The organism is Azospirillum sp. A1-3 (assembly GCF_023806445.1).
Taxonomy (GTDB): Bacteria; Pseudomonadota; Alphaproteobacteria; order Azospirillales; family Azospirillaceae; genus Azospirillum.
Genome location: NZ_JAMSLU010000003.1, coordinates 69,362 through 87,962, shown reverse-complemented (window position 1 = coordinate 87,962; position 18,601 = coordinate 69,362). Strand labels below are relative to the sequence as shown.

Below are 18,601 nucleotides of genomic sequence, written 5' to 3'. Positions count from 1 at the left end.
AGCATGGCCGGATGGCGGGTTCGCCTCGTGCGCACGGGCGTGACGGGTCGCTAGCCGACGACATGATGCTTGCCGACCGGGGTGACCGTGGTCGCCTGCGGCCCTTGGGCGCTTTCCTTTTCGGCGATGCTCAGGCGGACCTCCTGGTCAACCTTCAGGGCGTCGAAGGACCCGTCCGCCACGCTGTTGCGGTGGAAGTAGACCTCCTGCCCGTCCGTCGTTTCGATGAAGCCGTAGCCGTCTTCGGCGAACAGGCGGACCACGCGGCCGTGCAAGGGAACCACATGCGTCTTCACGTCCGCCCGGCGGCGGCGCGCGTAATCCTCCAACTCCCGGCGGGCCGCGTCGAACGCGTCGCGCACGGCGACTCTCGGATTTTCGTGAGCGTGGTCCTCGGGCTTCGCGTGACGCACGGCCAGCTTCTCCCCCGGCACGGTCAGGTCGATCCGGACCGCATAGAGCTTGCCCTGATGCTGGTGCCGGTGCGGCGCGTCGATGGTCACATGGCACGCCATGATGTGGTCGAAGAACCGCTCCAGCTTGGCGGCGTGCTCCCGCACGACCGTCTCCAGGGCGGGCGACGGTTCCAGATTGTCGAAGGTGATCTGCACCGGGAATTGCATGGCATTCCTCCTGTCGGTTGCCACCTGTCAGCGGCCGTGCGCGCCCCTTGAGTTCGGCGTTCGCCAGAGTGTGCCGGCTAGGGTGTGCCGGCGAGCGGCGCGTTCCACGACCATCACCTCGACCGTAAGGAGCAGACCTGCCACCTGGGATGCACAGCGCGCTGGCAGCCATTCTGGCGGCTCCAGAAGTCCCGGCGTTAACCTGGATCAAGCGGCGACCCGAAGTCTTGCGGTCTAATGATCCGAGCCAACACTCCCGCAGCCAGCCATCCAGGAGGAAGTCGCCATGGAACCCTCAGGCATGAAGCCTCTGAGCCAGCGGCTTACTTCCGAGGACATCGTGGAGACGGTCGGCCGGATCGACAATGCCAGCATCGCCGCCATTCTGGAAACCGGAGCGAGCCGTGAGGAACTGCTCCAGGCATTTGCCTGGTTCTCCCAGGAGAGCGATACGATGGGAGAAGCGCGCCATGCACTGTCCGGCCGTGTCGAACAGGTGTACTGCATCCTGATTGGCGACAACGAGTTCCCGGACCCGCGATAGCGGCCGGCCGTTCGCCGTCGCAAGGGCTGTCGCCACTTCCAAGTCGGCGCTGCGCCGGGAAAAAATGGTGTGATCAGGAACCGGAGGATCCGGGCCGGGCAGGTGCATGAGCGAGCCCGGCCTCCGTGGGCGGCTTCCATACCCTCTTACCCTCCCGACCGCCACCAGCCAAAAATTTCTCCACCCACTTTGTGAATTTCTATCATCTTGGGTAGAGCACAATCCATTATGTACAGGTTGTCGTATATTTGACTTAGATCAAATCACCCACCCTTCCGGGGGCGCAAGTTCTGTATTTTTAAAGAACGCCCCAATCTCCGTCGTCGTCCCATGACGGTTCTGTGGAGACGAACCATGTCTTCATCGCATGGCTTTTCGAACAGCGAAGCGCTCTACGCGGAACTCTTGAGTTTTTCTGTTGTAGCACTTGCAACCGGTTCGCACAGCGATCACGCTCTCCTGCTGCTGCACGAACGCTACCGGGAATCCGAAGACGGTGAAACCGCTCGGCGGAAGTGGCTGCTGCGCTCGCTGATCAGCACCCCCGCCCAAACGCCGCTCGGCGTCGCCGTCAAGCTGACCGTGGCCTGCCGCCTCGACGGACACCTGGATGCGGCCCAGGAAGCGGCCGAAGGTCCCATTGGCAGCCACATCATCGTTTCAGCCCTGATCGACTCGCTGGCGCAGGCCGAACTACTCCCCCAGCTGCGCTCCGCAAACCCGAGCGAGCCGAGACATTAGGTACATGCGAGAAAGGCGTCCCATGCGGCCCGAATGCCAATCCTGCCCGGTTCGACGCGACGGGCTATGCGCAAGCGCCTCCGACGCGCAACTCCAGGCGCTCGGCACCATCAAGCACCCGCTCTGGCATGTGCCTGCGGGCGGCTGCGTCTTCGCCGAAGGGGATGGTAGCGAGATGGTGTTCATCATTCGCCGCGGCTGGGCGGCGGTGTCCGTCTTCCACGAGAACGGGCGTCGCCAGGTGCTTCGCTTCGCCATGCCCGGAAGCATGGTCGGGTTCGAGACGACCGCCGACGGCTGCATGCCCTGCACGGTGGAGGCGCTGACCGATCTCACCACCTGCCCGATCCCGCGCCAGTCGCTGATGCGGTTCTGCCAGACTGCACCGGAACTGACCTTGCGGATGTGGTCGCTTCTGGCGGCGGAGACGATTTCGGACTGGCGTCTGCTGGGCGGGCTCGGCACCTGCACCGCGACCGAGCGGATCGCCCGCCTGCTCGTCGCGCTGTGCCAGCGCCAGAACCGGGAGACCGGCGCCTGTGTGGATGACGCCCGTGTGGATGAGTTCGCGCTCCCGATCAGCCAGACGGTGATCGCCGACGCGACCGGCCTGACCTCGGTTCATGTCTGCCGGACCTTGAAGGAGATGCGGGCCGCCGGACTGCTGTCGTTCACCAAGGGGCGCCTGCGCGTCATGGACTGGCCGCGGTTGGCCGATCTGGCGGAGATGTCCGAGACGCCGGTGCCCCAGTCTGCATTCCTGCCGCCTCCTCCGGGGTTGGAGCCGGACACATGGTGCGGGGGTGCCTGGCACAACGCATCCGGCCGATGCCATGGACATCGCCCATATCATCGCCCATCGGCCCCTCGTGACCAACTGGCCGTGACCAACTGGCCGTGACCAGGTGGCGCAGGCAAGACCGGCCCACGCCACCTGGTCCGCAACGCCTGAGAAGCCCCGCTCCCTGCAACTCCGCTCCCAGCCGGTCCGCGTCTCAATCGGTGTGCCAATTCACCCTGAGGAAGCACTCGCCCTCGGCGTACTTCCACGTCACTTCACCGTGGTGATGGTGAGCGAGCGCTTCGGCGATACGCCGGGGCAAGTGAAGATCCGTGGTCGTCACGTTGATCCCGTCGGCGTCGTCGTGGATGTCCATGATCCTGTTGAGCGGATGGTCGGCGGTCTCGAGCTTCTCCTGATGACGGACCTGCGCAATGATCTCGGCACGATGGGCTTGGACGAAGGCGCCGCTCATCGTCAGGATGCCGGCCGGGATCCGCTCCTCGATGCGCTGGCAGGCCTGGCAGACGGTCTCCGTCGCATCGGCGGGCCTCGCCCCCCACCGCCAGCGACCGTCCTCGTAGACCGCATGGCAGCGTGAACAGACGCTGGGGTCGGCGGGTTTGAGGTCCGATTTGTAGGGGTCGTGCTCCTTCTCCTGGATCAGCCGGTCTCGCCGTTCCGGTTGCAGGCGGCCATCGATGACCGCGCGGCGGTTCTGAGGTTTTTGTCCCATGGCCACGTCCTCCCCGGTGAGCGGAAAGCGGTATACTCGCGCCCAGGCAAAACGCCGCCTTAACCTGGATAAACCCGTTCGCGATTGACTGAAGATTCACCGTCGGGGTCGGTCAGGTTAACCTGGATCAAGGTGGGCTGCGATTTTTGGCGCGACGGTACGGAACCTATCCTCCGCTGCAGGAGACGGTTCATGTTCAAGCATATTCTTGTCCTGCTCGATGGTGACGCCGCCGACGAACGGGCGCTGAACGCCGCCTTTACCCTCGCCAAGCTGTTCCATGGGCATGTTGATGCCTTCCACGTTCGGCCCGACCCGCGGGTAGCCATTCCACCGGTTGCCGAGGGCTTCTCAGCCGACATGCTGGAGCGCCTGATCCGGGAGGCGGAGCAGGCGGACCAGGAACGGGCATTGCACGCAAGGCACAGCTTCGACACCGCTGTTGCGACCGCCGGCATTCACAGCGTCGGCTATCCTGACGCCGATACCGCCATCGCGTCCGGTTCCATCACAGCGACATGGCGCGAAATGGTTGGCCAGCCGGAGGATATTCTCACTCAGCGTGGGCGCTGTGCCGACCTCCTCCTGTTCGCACAGCCATTCGATGCTCCGGCCAATGTCCTGCGGCTGGAGACGGCATTGTTCGAAACCGGTCAGCCGATCCTGCTGGCGGCACCAGGCATGGACGGAGGGGCGCTTTCATCGGTCGCAATCGCCTGGGACGGCAGCCGGCAAGCGGCAAGGGCGATCGCCGGGGCCATGCCGCTCCTGCGGCGGGCGCGGAATGCCACCATACTGACGGTGGACGGAGACGATGACGTCAATGGTCCGGCGGCGCCGATGATCACATGCCTTTCCGACCATCTGGCCTGGCACGGCGTCTCCGTGGCGGTCGATGTCCTGCACAAGGATGGCCGCCCGACCGGCGAGTTGCTGACCGGACGGGCGAAGGAGATCGGTGCGGGTCTTCTGGTCATGGGCGGCTACGGACACAGCCGGTTCCGGGAAATGGTCCTGGGCGGCGCGACCCGCCATGTGCTGGGGACCGCTCTCGAATGCTCGGTCCTGATCGCACACTGAGGCGGCCAGCCACTGATAGTCCGGCATGGGAGGCATCGATGACGCACGATGGAATGCTGCTGTTCGATCTGGACCCGCATTGGCGGCATGGCCGCCGGATCGCCACACATCTGGAGATTCCCGTTTCCCCGCATGAGGAGAGGCGCTTCGAGGATGGCGAAATGAAGGTTCGCCCCTTGATCAGCGTCAGGGACCGCGATGTGTTCGTTGTCCAGTCCCTGCTGGGCGACGCCCATGACAGCGTGCATGACAAGCTCTGGCGGCTCCTGCTCTTCACCGGGGCCCTGAAGGATTCGTCCGCGCGCCGGGTGACGGTGGTGGCCCCCTATCTGGCCTACAGCCGCAAGGACCGCCGCACGAAATCCCGCGACCCTGTGGCAACGCGCCAACTGGCGGTCCTGTTCGAGGCGGCCGGTGTCGATCGGGTGGTCACGATGGACGTGCACAATCAGGCCGCATTCGAGAATGCTTTCCGCTGCCGGACCGAGCATCTTCTGGCACGCCCCCTTTTTGCCGATCACGTCAAGGCGACGGCGGGGAATGACCCGATTGCCCTGGTTTCCCCCGATGTCGGAGGCATGAAGAGGGTCGAACAGCTTCACGAAACGCTGGAACACAGCCTTGCCCGGCCGGTCGGTCTTGCCTTCATGGAGAAGACCCGCAGTGCCGGAGTTGTCGGTGGCGGACAGCTGGTCGGCAACGTCGCCGGCTGCAGAGTGCTGATTCTCGACGATCTCATTGCGACGGGAACCACCATGCTGCGGGCCGCCGATGCGTGCCGGACGGCGGGGGCCCTTTCGGTGATGGCACTGGCAACCCACGGAGTGTTCGCGCCAGGTGCCGTCGAGATGCTGCAGTCGCCGGCTTTCGACAGCGTCGTGGTGACCGATACCGTACCGCCGTGGAGGTTGGAGGGCGACATATCGGTTCGAAGACTGACCGTTCTGGACACCGCTCCGCTGTTCGCGGAGGCGATCGCCCGCATGCATGCCGGCGGTTCGTTGAGCGATCTTCTTTAGAACAGATGGCGGATCGCCCGACGTGGATGACCATCCGATGCAGCGCGCGGATCGAATGCCGGCGGACCAGGACTATCCGCTCGAATTGAAGGTGGAGTTCTTACAGAGACCCGATGCTTATTTCGATCGCCCCAGCCAGGTCGAAGCGATCGAAACCCGTCTCTCCTGGGTCTTCCTGACCGAGGGACATGCATACAAACTGAAGAAGCCACGACGGCTTCCCGAAGTGAACCTGTCAACGGTGGCGTTGCGGCATGCAAATTGTCTGACCGAAATACGGTTGAACCGTCGACTCAGTCCGATGGTTTATCACGCCGCCCTTTGCCTTGCCCTTCGGCCGGATGGTGGCCTCAGCTTGTGCGAGCGGCCTGGACCTGCCGATCGTGTCGTCGATTGGGTGGTTTGGATGCAGCGCCTTCCGACCGACCGGCGGATGGACGAATTGATCGGCTTCAACAGCTTGCAGACGAGCGACGTCCGCAATCTCGGGATTACGCTGGCGAGATTTTACCGCTTCAGTCGACCCGTTCCGATGCCGGCCGACAGGTACCTGGGCCGATTTGCCCAGGATGTTGAGAAGAACCAGATCGCGGCCAGAACCACACTCCCCAAAGAAATGGCCGACCGGGCGAACAAGGCTGCGATCTGGCAGCGAGGATTCCTGAAAACACAACGCGGGCTGTTGCGGAAGCGGGCGGAAGGCCGGCGGATCATCGAAGCTCATGGCGACCTTCGCCCCGAACACATCTTTTTTACGGTTCCCCTTCAGATCATCGACTGCCTTGAATTCGACCGGGCTCTCCGGCTGCTCGATCCCGTTGATGAGCTTTCCTATCTCGGCCTTGAATGCGATCGCCTGGGAGAAGGGTGGATCGCCAGCCATCTTCTGAAGATTTACGAGGCGCGGAGCGGGGACAGGGCCGACCCCCATCTGGTTGCCTTCTATCGCAGTGTCCGCGCCTGTATCCGCATCCGGCTGGCCGCACACCGGCTGGCCGATGCCACTGCCGCCCAACGGAGACGGTGGTTGGAACGCATTGATCAATATCTCACATGCATCGAGAAACATTGACCCTATTCAGCCAGAGGATCGGAGGTCCGGACAGCGGCATCGATGGGATGCAACTCGCTTGCCCCCCAGATTTCGGTGTGGGCGTAACCGGACGCACGGACGGTGGTCGCCACCCTCATTGCCGCGTCAATCCCTGGAGCGGCGAAGATGTCGAGGAAGTCGTAGGGACCGAGAACGGCAAAGCTGCTTCGCCATTCGACATCCGGGCAGTTCTGGCCGATCTGTTCGGCAAGGTGCTGCCGGATCTTGTCGGTGGATTTCGGTGGAGCTTTCGTCCCCTGGATAAGCCGTGTCAGCATGATGAATGTGGCCATGGCGTGCCTCTCCATTCCCGTGGCCGCTGGCTGGGAGGTCAGCCGGGCAGCCGAGCTGCGTTCATGACTTTTCTTCGGCTTTCACAATGGACGCCAGGGGAGCGATCCTCGTTAACCGAGATCAAGAGATCGCTCAAAATTGTCCGGCAGCGTCGAGGAGATCGATCACGTCGGAGTCATCCAGTTGGCGGAAGTCGCGGTAGAACGCTCCGATGGACATGAAAGAGGCGGGAGTTTCCAGACAGATGACCGTGTCGGCTGTTTCGGTGAGTGCAGCCAAGCTGTCCGCCGGCGCCACCGGAACGGCCAACACGAGCGCCTTCGGCCCCTCCTTGCGCACCGCCTGAAGTGCGGCGAGCATGGTGGCACCGGTGGCAATGCCGTCATCGACCAGGATGGCGGTACGGCCGGCTATGGCCGGCTGACGCCGACCTGCGAGATAAGTGGTGCGGCGTCGCTCCAATTCCTTGAGTTGACGACCTGTCTCCTCTTCGAGCCATGCATCGGGCAAAAGGAGGCCGACGTTGGAATTGATCACGGTCTCGATCGCCGCGTTCCCTCCTGCCCCACAACTGGCAATCGCGCCGATCGCCAGTTCCGGTTGGTACGGAGCACCAAGTTTGCGGACCAGAACGAGCCCGAGCGGGGCGTGAAGCCTCCTTGCGATCTCCACCGCCACCGCAACACCGCCGCGCGGGAGGGCCAGGACAACGGGCGCCTGATCCCGCAAGGGCGACAGCTTGTCGGCCAGCCGCCTGCCGGCATCGGTCCGGTCCCTGAAAAGGGCCGTGGTTCCGTCGCCCCCATCCATCGCTGGCCAATGGCTCATGTCCCCTCCTCCCGATGCTTCTTCAGGACAGCGGCTTCAGCCGCGCGCTTCCTCGGGCTTGCCGTCGCGCCGGCCCTCGGCGTTCCCAAAGCGCCGTTCCCTCGGATGGAAGGGCCGGTCGACCGATGCGCTGGCGGATGCCTGTTCGGCCATGGCGCGGGACATGCCCTGCGCCTGCTCGATCACCGCGGTCGCCTCTTCCGACCAGCGTTTCAGGCGGTCAGTCATCCAGTCGTTCCAGAGAGAGGATCGTTCCGCCGCATCCTCCACCGTTCCCATCCGCTCCACGGTGGACAATGCCGATTGGAGATCGTCCTGGCGATGTTCCAGCCAGTTCCGGCTCATGGTCTCGAAACCGCCGAACAGGTTCGACTGCATGCGCAAGATTGCCTCGGTCCGTTGCAGAAAGTTGGTTTGCAGCAGTGTGTTGGCGGTCCATATTGGAAACGCCCCTTCCAATTGGGGGGAAGCCGGTGTGTTGATCGCGTGGCTCCTCATCGATACTCCTCCTCTTCTGCCCGGCATTTGCCGCCGGCCAGCCCAGGCTGGGCATCGCGGGATTTAGAAGAGAATCTTTTTCTCGGCCCTTAATCCACGTTAAGAACAAGATGGTGCATTCGGACGGGAATACTTCTTTGGAGATTTCGAGGCCGAATTTGGCTGATCGGTTCAGCCTTCGGCGGATGGGAGTCAGGAGGACAGGATCACGGACGAGATCTGGACAAAGCCAATCTCCGCCGTCCTGACGGAGCTGGGGACGACGAGCATCGGGTTGGCCCGGACCGAGGTGGCTAGCCGCCGCAGGCGATACGGGTTCAACCGCCCCACGACGCATCACCGCCGGCCGCTGTGGCTGGAGTTCCTGTCGCGCTTCCTCAATCCGCTCGTTCTCATCCTGCTGTTTGCCAGCGCCTTGTCGGCGGCCACCGGCAATCTCACCAGCTTCGTCATCGTCTTCATCCTGGTCATACTCAGCGTCACCCTCGACTTCATCCAGGAGATGCGGGCGGAAAACGCGATCGAGGCTTTGCGCCGGTCCGTCGCCATCCGTGTCCAGGTCAGACGCGATGGAGTCGAGATCTCGGAAGCGGCGGATCTGCTGGTTCCCGGCGACATCGTCCGTCTGGCGGCCGGGGATCTCGTGCCGGCCGATTGCCGTCTCATCGAGGCACGCGACCTGTTCGTCAACCAGGCGACGCTGACCGGAGAACCCTATCCGGTCGAGAAGCACGCCGATGCGCCCTGCCCGTCGGCCGGCGGACCAGCCGAGGCGATCAACACCGTCTTCATGGGGTCCTCCGTCATCAGCGGCAGCGCCACCGCCGTGATTTGCCGGATCGGCGACGCCACCGTCTTCGGCCGGCTGAGCGGCAGCCTGACGGCATCGCCACCACCCACCGCCTTCGAACTGGGCATCCGGCAATTCGGGTTTCTGATCCTGCGGCTGACCATCTTCCTGGTCCTGTTCGTTCTGGCGGTGAACGTCCTGTTTCACCGCCCCTGGCTCGAGTCGCTGATGTTCGCCCTCGCCCTGGCGGTCGGGCTGACGCCGGAACTGCTGCCGATGATCGTCACCGTCACGCTGGCGCGCGGTGCGCTGCGCCTTGCCAAGCGCCGGGTAATCGTCAAGCGGCTGGCCGCCATGCACAACATCGGCGCCATGGACGTGCTGTGCACCGACAAGACCGGAACGCTGACCGAGGCCACGATCCGCATGGTCCGTCATCTGGATTGCCTTGGCGCCGAGAGCGAGCGCGTCTTCCGGCTGGCCTACCTGAACAGTCATTTCGAGAGCGGCATCAAGAGCCCCCTGGATGAGGCCGTCATCGCGTTCCGCAAGATGGATGTGACGGGCTGGGAGAAGATCGACGAGGTGCCCTTCGACTTCGAACGGCGCCGCGTCTCCGTTCTCGTCACGGACGGCACCCAGCGCCTGCTGGTGGTCAAGGGAGCGCCGGAGGACGTGCTGCGGCTGTCCACCCACTATGAAGCCGACGCTGAAGTCGTGAAGCCGCTCGACCCGGCGGCGCGGGCACGGCTGGATGCCCTGTTCCAGACGCTGGGAGAGGATGGCTTTCGGGTGCTGGCCGTCGCCTCGAAGGTGATGGGGGCCGATCACCAGACCGCCACCCTGGGCGACGAATGCGAATTGGACTTCGCCGGCTATGCCGTCTTTCTCGACCCGCCCAAGGCGAGCGCCACCGCGGCGATCGGTGCCCTGAGCGGCGCCGGCGTCGCGGTCAAGGTTCTGACGGGCGACAATGAACGGGTGACGCGACATGTCTGCGCGGAGCTTGGCCTCGCCATCACCGGCCTCGTCACCGGCGACGACCTGCGCGCGATGAGCGAGGAGGCCCTGCGCGCCCGTCTCGGCGAGGTCAATGTGTATTGCCGGGTGACGCCGCAGCAGAAGGAACGCGTGCTGTTGGCCTACAAGCGGTCCGGCCGCGTGGTCGGGTTCCTCGGCGACGGGATCAACGACGCATCCGCCATCCACGCCGCCGACGTCGGCATCTCGGTGGACAGTGCCGCCGATGTCGCGAAGGAAGCGGCCGGTCTCATCCTGCTCGACCACGACCTGTCGGTGGTGGGCGAGGCGGTGACGGAGGGGCGCCGCACCGTCCACAACGTCACCAAATACGTTCTGATGGGCAGCAGTTCGAATTTCGGCAACATGTTCAGCATGGCGGGCGCCTCCCTGTTCCTGCCGTTCCTGCCGATGCTGCCGACCCAGGTGCTGCTCAACAACCTGCTGTACGACGCGTCGGAAGCCGGCGTTCCGCTCGACAATGTCGAGGCGGACGTGCTGAGCGCCCCGGTACGGTGGGACCTGCAGTTGATCCAGCGCTTCATGCTGGTGTTGGGACCGATCAGTTCGGTGTTCGACTTCCTGACCTTCTATGCCCTGCTTCACCTGTTCGATGCCGACGAAGCGCTCTTCCAGACCGGATGGTTCGTGGAGAGTCTGGCAACGCAGGTGCTGGTGATCTTCGTGATCCGCACCCGCCACGCCCCCTGGCGAAGCCGTCCTCATCCGGTCCTGGCCGGGCTGACACTGGGCGCCGCCACCGTCGGCGCATTGCTTCCCCTCACCCCGGCGGGAACCTTCTTCGGCTTCGTCGCGCCGCCGGCCTCCTTCTACGTGTTCCTGGCGGCGGCGGTGGTCACCTATCTGGCCCTGGTCGAAGCGATCAAGCGGCTGTTCTTCCGCCACACCGCTTTGCAATCGAAGGCACGGCGCCCGCGCTCCAGACCATCCTGGCGAAGCTGACCCTCGCTGTCGCGTCGCCACCCGCCTGCAACACGGCCGTTGTTCGGGGCCGCCGAAGCACGGCATCGACCGCCTTCTCCGACGAAACGTCGCGCGGCCTTAATCCAGATAAAGGCGGCCAGCCCCGCCGGGTGCTAAAAACCATCGCGTCACAAGGGTAATCCCAAGGGTAAACCAGGAGGATGCCATGAGCATGACTGAAACGAGCGCCGGCGAAAAGCCGAAGGAGCTCAAGACCACCGGCATGGCGGCCAAGGAAGTGGCGGAGCGCAATCGCCATCCGCTTTTCGCCCTGCGCGACGAGTTCGACCGCCTGTTCGACGAGGCGTCGTCCATGCTGCGCTTCCCGTGGAGCCGCCGCCCGATATTCGGCCTGGAGCCGCTGTTGCGCAGCGACGCCGATCTGGAAGCGATCGTGCCCCCGGCGGAAGTGGATGAACGGGAGACCGAATTCCGCGTCACCCTGGAAATCCCCGGCATGGACGAGAAGGACGCCGAGGTTTCCATCCAGGACGACATCCTGACCGTCAAGGCCGAGAAGAAGGAGGAGACGGAAGAAAAGGACAAGAACCGATATTTCTCGGAACGCCGCTATGGACTGTGCGCCCGCACCTTCCGGCTGCCGGCCAACGTGAAGGCGGACGCGATCACGGCCAGCATGAAGAACGGCGTGCTCACCATCGTGCTGCCGAAGAACGAACCGAGCAAGCCGACCAAGCGCACCATCGAAATCGCCAAGGTCTGATTTCCCGACACCGCCGGCTGCCGTGTCGGGCTGCGACATGGCAGCCGGCGCAAAACATTTGGGCGGAAGACGGCCATGAACATCCATCCCGGTCCACTGGGCGATGGCGACAATCTTCTGCTTACCGACCTCTACGAGGTCGCCATGGTCGACGCTTACCTCGACCACGGAATGAACGGCACCGCATCATTCGAGTTGTTCGTCCGCACCCTGCCGAACGAACGGAATTTTCTGATCGCAGCCGGCCTCGAACAGGCGGTTGCCTTCCTGGAGACGGCCAGATTTGCACCGGACGATCTGGCATGGCTGCGCGATCATGCCCAGTTGTCGAACCGGACCGCCGACTATCTTGGGGACTTCCGCTTCTCCGGGGATGTGGACGCGCTCCCCGAAGGGACTGCCTTTTTCGCCCATGAACCGATCCTGCGCGTGACGGCCAGCCTGCCCGAAGCGCAGATGATGGAAACGCGCCTGATCAACCTGATTCACCTTCAGACCGTCATCGCCTCAAAGGCCGCAAGGCTGGTATTGGCGGCAGACGGCCGCCCGCTGTTCGACTTCGGTCTGCGCCGGGCACACGGCGCTGAAGCCGGGCTCCTGGCTGCACGAGCCGCATACATCGCGGGTTTCGCCGGAACCGCAACCGCTTTGGCCGGCCGGCGTTTCGGCATTCCGATCGTCGGGACGATGGCGCATTCCTTCGTGCAAGCCCATCGGCAGGAAGCCGACGCATTCATCAACTTCGCCCGTTCACGTCCACGGAACCTGACCCTGCTGCTCGACACCTATGACACCGAGGCGGCGGCCGGGACTGTGGTGTCCCTGGCAGGCAAGCTGGCGGTCGACGGGGTCCATCCGTCTGCCGTCAGGCTGGACAGCGGCGACCTTGCCGCGCTGTCGCGCCGGGTGCGTGCAATCCTCGATGCCGGTGGATTGAGCGGGACGCACATCGTGGCGAGCGGTGGATTGGACGAGCATGCGCTCGGGTCGCTTCTGACCGCGAATGCGCCCATCGACAGCTTCGGTATCGGCACCAGCCTGACCACCTCCAGCGACGCGCCGGCGCTCGATTGCGCCTACAAGCTGGTCGAGTATGCCGGGTTGCCTCGGCGCAAGCGCTCACCCGGCAAAGCGACTTGGCCGGGGCGTAAACAGGTGTTCCGCAGCTACGATGCCGACGGCCGAATCCGGACGGACCTGCTGTCCGTCGCCGAAGCGCAAGAGCCGGGACGTCCGCTGCTGATCCCCGTCTTGCGGAACGGGTGCCGTGTCGGGGCACTGCCGGACCTGACCGCAATTCGCCTCCACGCTGCGGCCGAATTGGCAAGCCTGCCGGAGCCGGTGCGCGACCTGACGCATCATGCGACCATTGAAACCGTTATTTCGCCCGACCTTGAAGCGCTCGCCGAACAGGCCGACAGCATCGGTCAGGTCCGACCGCACCATCCATAACGGCAAGACACCGGATTTAGACATCGGATTTGGACATCGCATTTCCGGGCGGCTCCTAACCTGGGTTAAACCCAGCCCCCGGACACGGGCGTAACCTGCTGCGCGATACCGCCATCATCAGCACCTGCTCGCCGGGCGGTGCGTTCAGGATGAGGTGCAGCCATGCCCTGGGAGACCATTCGCAAGCGACCCGACGACAAGGCCACCGCCGTCCTGACGGATTACGATCAGGCCCGCGCCGCCTTCACGTGGTCGGGGGGGCGCGCCGATCTGGACGGCCTGCCGGACGGGGGGCTCAACATAGCATACGAGGCCGTCGACCGGCATGTCGCGCATGGCCGCGGCGACCGGATCGCCCTGCGCTGGCTGGCGAAGGATGGAACGTCCCGTGAGTTCCGGTATTGCGATCTCGCCGAGCACTCCAGCCGGTTCGCCAGTCTCCTGCGCTCGCTGGGCGTCGGCAAGGGCGAGCGCGTTTTCAGTCTGCTCGGTCGTCAGCCCGACCTCTATGTCGCCGCCCTCGGCACGCTGAAGAGTGGCTGCGTCTTCTCGCCCCTGTTCTCCGCCTTCGGTCCCGAGCCCATAAGAACGCGCCTGTCGCTCGGCGACGGCCGGGTGCTGGTGACCAGCGAAGCGCTCTACCGCCGCAAGATCGAACCCTGGCGCCACGAGCTTCCCGGATTGAAGCATGTGCTGCTCGTCGATGGCGGAGCCGGGCCGGGCGACGGTGTCCTGGATCTGCGGCGCGCACTGGCGACAGCGTCGCCGGACTTCGCCTGTGCGCAAACGGCACCGGACGACATGGCTCTTCTCCACTTCACCAGCGGCACAACCGGCCGTCCGAAGGGAGCCGTTCATGTGCACGAGGCCGTGGTCGCCCACCATGTCACGGCCCGCTGCGCCCTGGACCTGCGGCCCGGCGACGTCTTCTGGTGCACCGCCGATCCCGGCTGGGTGACCGGCACCTCCTACGGCATCATCGCACCGTTGACCATCGGCGCCACGCTGCTGGTGGATGAGGCGGAGTTCGATGCGGAGCGGTGGTACGGCATCCTCCAGCGGGAACGCGTCACCGTCTGGTACACCGCCCCCACCGCCATTCGCATGTTGCTGAAGGTGGGCGCCGAGGTGGCCCGGCGCTACGACCTGTCGTCGGTGCGCTTCATGGCCAGCGTGGGGGAGCCGCTCAACCCCGAGGCCGTGGTATGGGCGCAGGAGACGTTCGGCCGCCCCTTCCACGACAATTGGTGGCAGACCGAAACCGGCGGCATCATGATCGCCAACTACGCCTCCGCCGACGTGAAGCCGGGGTCCATGGGCCGCCCGATCCCCGGTGTGGAGGCGGCGATCGTCGAACGCACATCCGACGGCCGCGTCCATCCGGTGGAAGAGCCGATGACCGTCGGTGAATTGGCCCTGCGGCCCGGCTGGCCCTCCATGTTCCGCGGTTATCTGGGCGAGGAGGAACGCTATCGGCGCTGCTTCGTCGACGGCTGGTACCTGAGCGGCGACCTCGCCATGCGCGATGCCGACGGCTATTTCTGGTTCGTCGGCCGCGCGGACGATGTGATCAAGTCCGCCGGCCACCTGATCGGCCCCTTCGAGGTCGAGAGCGCGCTCATGGAGCATCCCGCCGTGGCCGAAGCCGGGGTGATCGGGGTTCCCGATCCCATCGCCGGCGAGGTGGTGAAGGCCTTTGTTGCGCTGAAGCCGGGCTGGACGCCGTCGGACGCGCTGCGCAAGGAGTTGCTCGGGCATGGCCGCGCCCGGCTGGGTCCGGCGGTCGCCCCGAAGTCCATCGATTTCCGGGCCTCCCTGCCGCGCACGCGCAGCGGCAAGATCATGCGCCGTCTTTTGAAGGCGCGCGAGTTGGGCCTGCCCGAAGGCGATCTGTCGACGCTGGAAAGGGACGAGCGATGACCGACCAGTCTCCGGCCCCGCACGCGAAGCCGCGCCTGACCCGCGACCATCTGCTGGGTCTGCTGCGGCAGATGGTGCGCATTCGCCGCTTCGAGGAGCGGTGCGGCGAGCTGTACCAGCAGGAAAAGATCCGCGGCTTTCTTCACCTCTATATCGGCGAGGAGGCGGTGGCCGCCGGAGTGATGGGGTGCCTGCAACCCGAAGACGCCGTCGTCGCCACCTACCGCGAGCATGGACACGCCATCCTGCGCGGCGTCCCGATGACCGCCGTCATGGCCGAGATGTACGGGAAGGCCGAAGGCTGCAGCCGCGGTCGCGGCGGATCGATGCACCTGTTCGATGTCGGCACCCGGTTTTTCGGCGGCAACGCCATCGTCGCCGGGGGACTGCCCCTGGCGGTGGGCATGGCGCTGGCCGACCGCATGCGTGGCCGGCCGCGGGTGACCGCATGCTTCTTCGGCGACGGCGCCGTTGCCGAGGGCGAGTTCCATGAGAGCCTGAACCTCGCCGCGCTGTGGAAACTGCCGGTCCTGTTCGTCTGCGAAAACAACCTCTACGCCATGGGCACGCGCCTCGATAGGGCACAGTCGCAGACCGACCTGCACCTCAAGGCCGCCGTCTATCAGGTCGCGTCGGAGGCGGTGGACGGCATGGACGTCGTCGCCGTCGAGGCGACCGCAAGGCGCATGACCGATGCGATACGCGATGACGCCGGGCCGCAATTCCTCGAATGCCGGACCTACCGCTTCCGCGCCCATTCCATGTTCGACCCCCAGCTCTACCGCGACAAGGCAGAGATCGAGGATTGGAAGCGCCACGACCCCGTCGCCCGGCTGTCCGCCTGGATGCGGGAAACCGGCATGCTGCACGACGCCGATCTCCCCGCCATCGAACGGGATGCCGAGGCGGAGATCGAGGCGGCGGTGGCGTTCGCCGAGGCCGGGCAATGGGAGCCGGTCGAGGATCTGGCGAAGGACGTCTATACCCGCGAGGTGCATCCATGACCGATGCGGACATCACCGTGACGGCGGCCAGCCGAACGATCACTTACCGCGATGCCTTGCGCGAGGCGCTTCGTGATGCGCTGCAGCGAGACGAGCGGGTCTTCCTGATGGGCGAGGACGTCGGGTGTTACGGCGGATGCTACGCCGTGAGCAAAGGCCTGTACGACGAATTCGGGCCGGACCGCATCCGCGATACGCCGCTGTCGGAATCCACCTTCGTCGGCGCCGGCATCGGCGCCGCGCTGAACGGCATGCGTCCGATCGTCGAGATCATGACCGTCAACTTCAGCCTGCTGGCGCTCGACCAGATCGTTAACAATGCCGCAACGCTCCGCCACATGTCGGGCGGACAGGTGAGCGTGCCGGTGGTCTTCCGCATTCCGACTGGGGCGGGGCGGCAGCTCGCCGCCCAGCATTCCCACAGTCTGGAGGGCTGGTACGCCCATGTACCGGGCCTGCGGGTGGTGGCGCCGGCCACCCTGGAAGATGCGCGCGGCATGCTGTGGACCGCACTGCAGGACCCCGACCCGGTGGTGATGTTCGAGCATGTGATGCTCTACAACATGGAGGGAACGCTGGATGCCGCGGCCGGTCCGGTCGACATCGACCGTGCGGTGGTCCGCCGCCCCGGCACGGACGTGACGCTGATCACCTACGGCGGCAGCCTGTTCAAGACGCTCGCCGCCGCGCAAGCCCTGGCGGCGGACACTATATCGGCGGAGGTCGTGGACCTGCGCAGCCTGCGACCGCTCGATGCCGAAACCGTGCTGGCCTCGGTCGCCCGCACCCGCCGGGCGGTGATCGTCGACGAAGGCTGGCGGACCGGCAGCTTCGCCGCGGAGGTCAGCGCCCGCATCATGGAGGGGGCCTTCTGGTCGCTCGACGCTCCGGTGGCGCGGGTCTGCACGGCCGAGGTGCCGATCCCCTACCCCCGGCATCTGGAGCAGGCGGCGCTTCCGCAGCCGGCCGCCATCGTGGCGGCGGTCAAGGCGCTGATGGGGGCGTGATGGGCATTTTCCGCATGCCGTCTCTAGGCGCCGACATGGAGGCGGGCGTCCTGGTCGAGTGGCTCAAGCGCCCGGGCGATGCCGTCGCCCGCGGCGATATCGTCGCCGTCGTGGAAACGCAGAAGGGCGCCATCGAGGTCGAGACCTTCGAGGCCGGCGTGATCGAACGGCTACTCGTCACTCCCGGCACCACGGTTCCGGTCGGTACGCCGCTCGCCCTGCTCGCCGGAGCCGGCGAGAGCGTCGTGCTGCCCAGTCTCGAGCCGCAGCCATTGGTTCCCCCTCCCCCACCGATGCGGGCGCCGGTGCCGCTCCCGTCCCCTCCGGTCACGTCCCCTCCTGTAACGGCGGCGACCGCCCATCCGCCGGCGTCGCCGGCGGCACGGCGGCTGGCGGACGAGCGCGGCATCGCCCTGACCGCCATTTCCGGCAGTGGGCCAGGAGGAGCGGTGCTTCTGGCCGACGTCGAGCGGGTGGCCGCCAAACCGTCCGCCGCCCCGCAGGCGCGCGGACTGGATCTGGCGCAGATGCGGCGGGCGATCGCTGCGGCCATGGCGCGCTCCAATCAGGAAATCCCTCATTACTACCTGAGCACCACGGTGGCCCTGGCCAAGGCGAGCGCCTGGCTCACGGAACGGAACACCGGGCGCCCGCCCGAACAGCGGCTGCTCCTGGCGGCACTGCAATTGAAGGCGGTCGCGCTGGCTTTGCGGCGCCTGCCCGAGTTCAACGGATCCTGTATCGACGGGGCGTTCCAGCCGGCCGAGGGCATCCACATCGGCACCGCAGTGGCGATCCGCGGCGGCGGCCTCGTCGCCCCCGCGATCCACGACACCGACCAATTGGCGGTGGACGAGGTGATGGCCCGCCTGCGCGATCTGGTCGCCCGGGCACGCTCCGGGCGGCTGCGCAGTTCCGAGCTGCAGGATCCCACCATCACCGTCACCAGTCTCGGCGACCGCGGGGTAGAGGGGGTGTTCGGTGTCATCTACCCGCCGCAGGTCGCCATCGTCGGCTTCGGCAAGCCGGTCGAGCGGCCTTGGGTGGTGGATGGCCAGGTCGTTCCATGCCCCGTCATGACGGCGACCCTCGCGGCCGACCACCGGGTCAGCGACGGCCACCGTGGCGCCCTTCTCCTTGCCGAAATCGATCGCCTGCTGCAGGAGCCCGGATCGCTATGACGCCCGACGATGTAAGACGTGTGGTGCTGGAGGAGCTGAGCAACATCGCCCCCGAAGCCGACCTTGCCCTCCTCGACCCGGCGGCCGACCTCCGGGAGGCGCTGGACATCGACTCCATGGATCACCTGAACTTCGTGACGGCGCTGCACAACCGGCTGGGCGTCGCGATCCCCGAGGTCGATTACCCGCGCCTGATCACCCTCGATGGAGCGGTCGCCTACCTCATGGCCGATCCGGCGATCGCGGCAAAAGCCGGGATCGCATGACGCGGAGGGCGATGTT

Annotated in this window: 19 protein-coding genes and 1 pseudogene; 14 read left to right on the top strand and 6 right to left on the bottom strand. The window is 65.5% G+C overall.

What is annotated here, in order from left to right; genetic code table 11:
• Window positions 1–50: 50 nt before the first annotated feature.
• Window positions 51–623 carry an HPF/RaiA family ribosome-associated protein gene (locus M5E06_RS18350; protein WP_109152966.1) on the bottom strand — a complete coding sequence of 191 codons (573 nt, stop codon included), beginning with the start codon at window positions 621–623 and terminating at the stop codon, window positions 51–53.
• A gap of 301 nt (window positions 624–924) precedes the next feature.
• Here M5E06_RS18350 and M5E06_RS18345 point away from each other — a divergent pair, with 301 nt between their 5' ends.
• Window positions 925–1,167 carry a hypothetical protein gene (locus M5E06_RS18345; RefSeq protein WP_252139943.1) on the top strand — a complete coding sequence of 81 codons (243 nt, stop codon included), beginning with the start codon at window positions 925–927 and terminating at the stop codon, window positions 1,165–1,167.
• Between the two features lie 6 nt (window positions 1,168–1,173).
• On the opposite strand, the pseudogene M5E06_RS36080 reads toward M5E06_RS18345, so the two are convergent.
• Window positions 1,174–1,284: pseudogene (locus tag M5E06_RS36080) on the bottom strand (IS5/IS1182 family transposase); the annotation flags it as partial.
• A 237-nt stretch (window positions 1,285–1,521) separates the two neighbouring features.
• On the opposite strand from M5E06_RS36080, the gene M5E06_RS18335 reads away from it, so the two are divergent.
• Window positions 1,522–1,908, top strand: a complete 387-nt coding sequence (locus M5E06_RS18335) for a hypothetical protein (protein ID WP_252139430.1) — start codon at window positions 1,522–1,524, stop codon at window positions 1,906–1,908.
• A gap of 22 nt (window positions 1,909–1,930) precedes the next feature.
• Window positions 1,931–2,809 (top strand): Crp/Fnr family transcriptional regulator, encoded by an 879-nt coding sequence (locus M5E06_RS18330; protein ID WP_252139429.1) that lies wholly within the window; start codon window positions 1,931–1,933, stop codon window positions 2,807–2,809.
• A gap of 94 nt (window positions 2,810–2,903) precedes the next feature.
• Here the strand turns inward: M5E06_RS18330 and M5E06_RS18325 are convergent, their stop codons facing one another.
• The gene (locus M5E06_RS18325) at window positions 2,904–3,425 is read right to left on the bottom strand and encodes a BCAM0308 family protein (RefSeq protein WP_252139428.1); all 522 of its coding nucleotides are present in this window, start codon (window positions 3,423–3,425) and stop codon (window positions 2,904–2,906) included.
• Between the two features lie 84 nt (window positions 3,426–3,509).
• On the opposite strand from M5E06_RS18325, the gene M5E06_RS18320 reads away from it, so the two are divergent.
• From M5E06_RS18320 to M5E06_RS18310, 3 genes are read left to right on the top strand one after another with little or no spacing between them, the layout of a single operon-like run.
• Window positions 3,510–4,505, top strand: a complete 996-nt coding sequence (locus M5E06_RS18320) for a universal stress protein (RefSeq protein WP_252139427.1) — start codon at window positions 3,510–3,512, stop codon at window positions 4,503–4,505.
• Window positions 4,506–4,543: 38 nt separating this feature from the next.
• A complete protein-coding gene (locus M5E06_RS18315; RefSeq protein ID WP_252139426.1) occupies window positions 4,544–5,524 on the top strand; it encodes a ribose-phosphate diphosphokinase in 981 nt (326 codons plus the stop codon).
• A gap of 22 nt (window positions 5,525–5,546) precedes the next feature.
• Window positions 5,547–6,596, top strand: coding sequence for a hypothetical protein (locus tag M5E06_RS18310; protein WP_252139425.1), 1,050 nt, complete (start codon window positions 5,547–5,549; stop codon window positions 6,594–6,596).
• A gap of 2 nt (window positions 6,597–6,598) precedes the next feature.
• Here the strand turns inward: M5E06_RS18310 and M5E06_RS18305 are convergent, their stop codons facing one another.
• From M5E06_RS18305 to M5E06_RS18295, 3 genes are all read right to left on the bottom strand, one after another.
• Complete coding sequence (locus M5E06_RS18305; RefSeq protein WP_252139424.1) at window positions 6,599–6,910, bottom strand: GYD domain-containing protein; 312 nt, start codon at window positions 6,908–6,910, stop codon at window positions 6,599–6,601.
• 133 nt (window positions 6,911–7,043) lie between these two features.
• Window positions 7,044–7,739 carry a phosphoribosyltransferase gene (locus M5E06_RS18300; protein ID WP_252139423.1) on the bottom strand — a complete coding sequence of 232 codons (696 nt, stop codon included), beginning with the start codon at window positions 7,737–7,739 and terminating at the stop codon, window positions 7,044–7,046.
• Between the two features lie 36 nt (window positions 7,740–7,775).
• Window positions 7,776–8,237 carry a phasin family protein gene (locus M5E06_RS18295; protein ID WP_252139422.1) on the bottom strand — a complete coding sequence of 154 codons (462 nt, stop codon included), beginning with the start codon at window positions 8,235–8,237 and terminating at the stop codon, window positions 7,776–7,778.
• A 205-nt stretch (window positions 8,238–8,442) separates the two neighbouring features.
• Here M5E06_RS18295 and mgtA point away from each other — a divergent pair, with 205 nt between their 5' ends.
• The 8 genes from mgtA (at window position 8,443) to M5E06_RS18255 (ending at window position 18,585) form a co-directional block, all read left to right on the top strand.
• Window positions 8,443–11,010 (top strand): magnesium-translocating P-type ATPase, encoded by a 2,568-nt coding sequence (gene mgtA / locus M5E06_RS18290; protein ID WP_353654353.1) that lies wholly within the window; start codon window positions 8,443–8,445, stop codon window positions 11,008–11,010.
• Window positions 11,011–11,197: 187 nt separating this feature from the next.
• A complete protein-coding gene (locus M5E06_RS18285; protein WP_109152976.1) occupies window positions 11,198–11,755 on the top strand; it encodes an Hsp20/alpha crystallin family protein in 558 nt (185 codons plus the stop codon).
• 75 nt (window positions 11,756–11,830) lie between these two features.
• On the top strand, window positions 11,831–13,207 hold the full coding sequence (locus tag M5E06_RS18280) for a nicotinate phosphoribosyltransferase (protein ID WP_252139420.1): 1,377 nt from the start codon (window positions 11,831–11,833) through the stop codon (window positions 13,205–13,207).
• Between the two features lie 162 nt (window positions 13,208–13,369).
• Window positions 13,370–15,127 carry an acetate--CoA ligase gene (gene acsA / locus M5E06_RS18275; protein WP_252139419.1) on the top strand — a complete coding sequence of 586 codons (1,758 nt, stop codon included), beginning with the start codon at window positions 13,370–13,372 and terminating at the stop codon, window positions 15,125–15,127.
• Window positions 15,124–16,131 carry a pyruvate dehydrogenase (acetyl-transferring) E1 component subunit alpha gene (gene pdhA, locus M5E06_RS18270; RefSeq protein ID WP_252139418.1) on the top strand — a complete coding sequence of 336 codons (1,008 nt, stop codon included), beginning with the start codon at window positions 15,124–15,126 and terminating at the stop codon, window positions 16,129–16,131. The genes acsA and pdhA overlap by 4 nt, the downstream gene beginning before the upstream one ends.
• Window positions 16,128–17,138 carry an alpha-ketoacid dehydrogenase subunit beta gene (locus tag M5E06_RS18265; protein ID WP_252139417.1) on the top strand — a complete coding sequence of 337 codons (1,011 nt, stop codon included), beginning with the start codon at window positions 16,128–16,130 and terminating at the stop codon, window positions 17,136–17,138. Before pdhA ends, M5E06_RS18265 begins: the two co-directional genes overlap by 4 nt.
• 14 nt (window positions 17,139–17,152) lie before the next feature.
• Window positions 17,153–18,319 carry a dihydrolipoamide acetyltransferase family protein gene (locus tag M5E06_RS18260; protein ID WP_252139416.1) on the top strand — a complete coding sequence of 389 codons (1,167 nt, stop codon included), beginning with the start codon at window positions 17,153–17,155 and terminating at the stop codon, window positions 18,317–18,319.
• Window positions 18,316–18,585, top strand: a complete 270-nt coding sequence (locus M5E06_RS18255) for an acyl carrier protein (protein WP_109157249.1) — start codon at window positions 18,316–18,318, stop codon at window positions 18,583–18,585. The genes M5E06_RS18260 and M5E06_RS18255 overlap by 4 nt, the downstream gene beginning before the upstream one ends.
• Window positions 18,586–18,601: the final 16 nt, after the last annotated feature.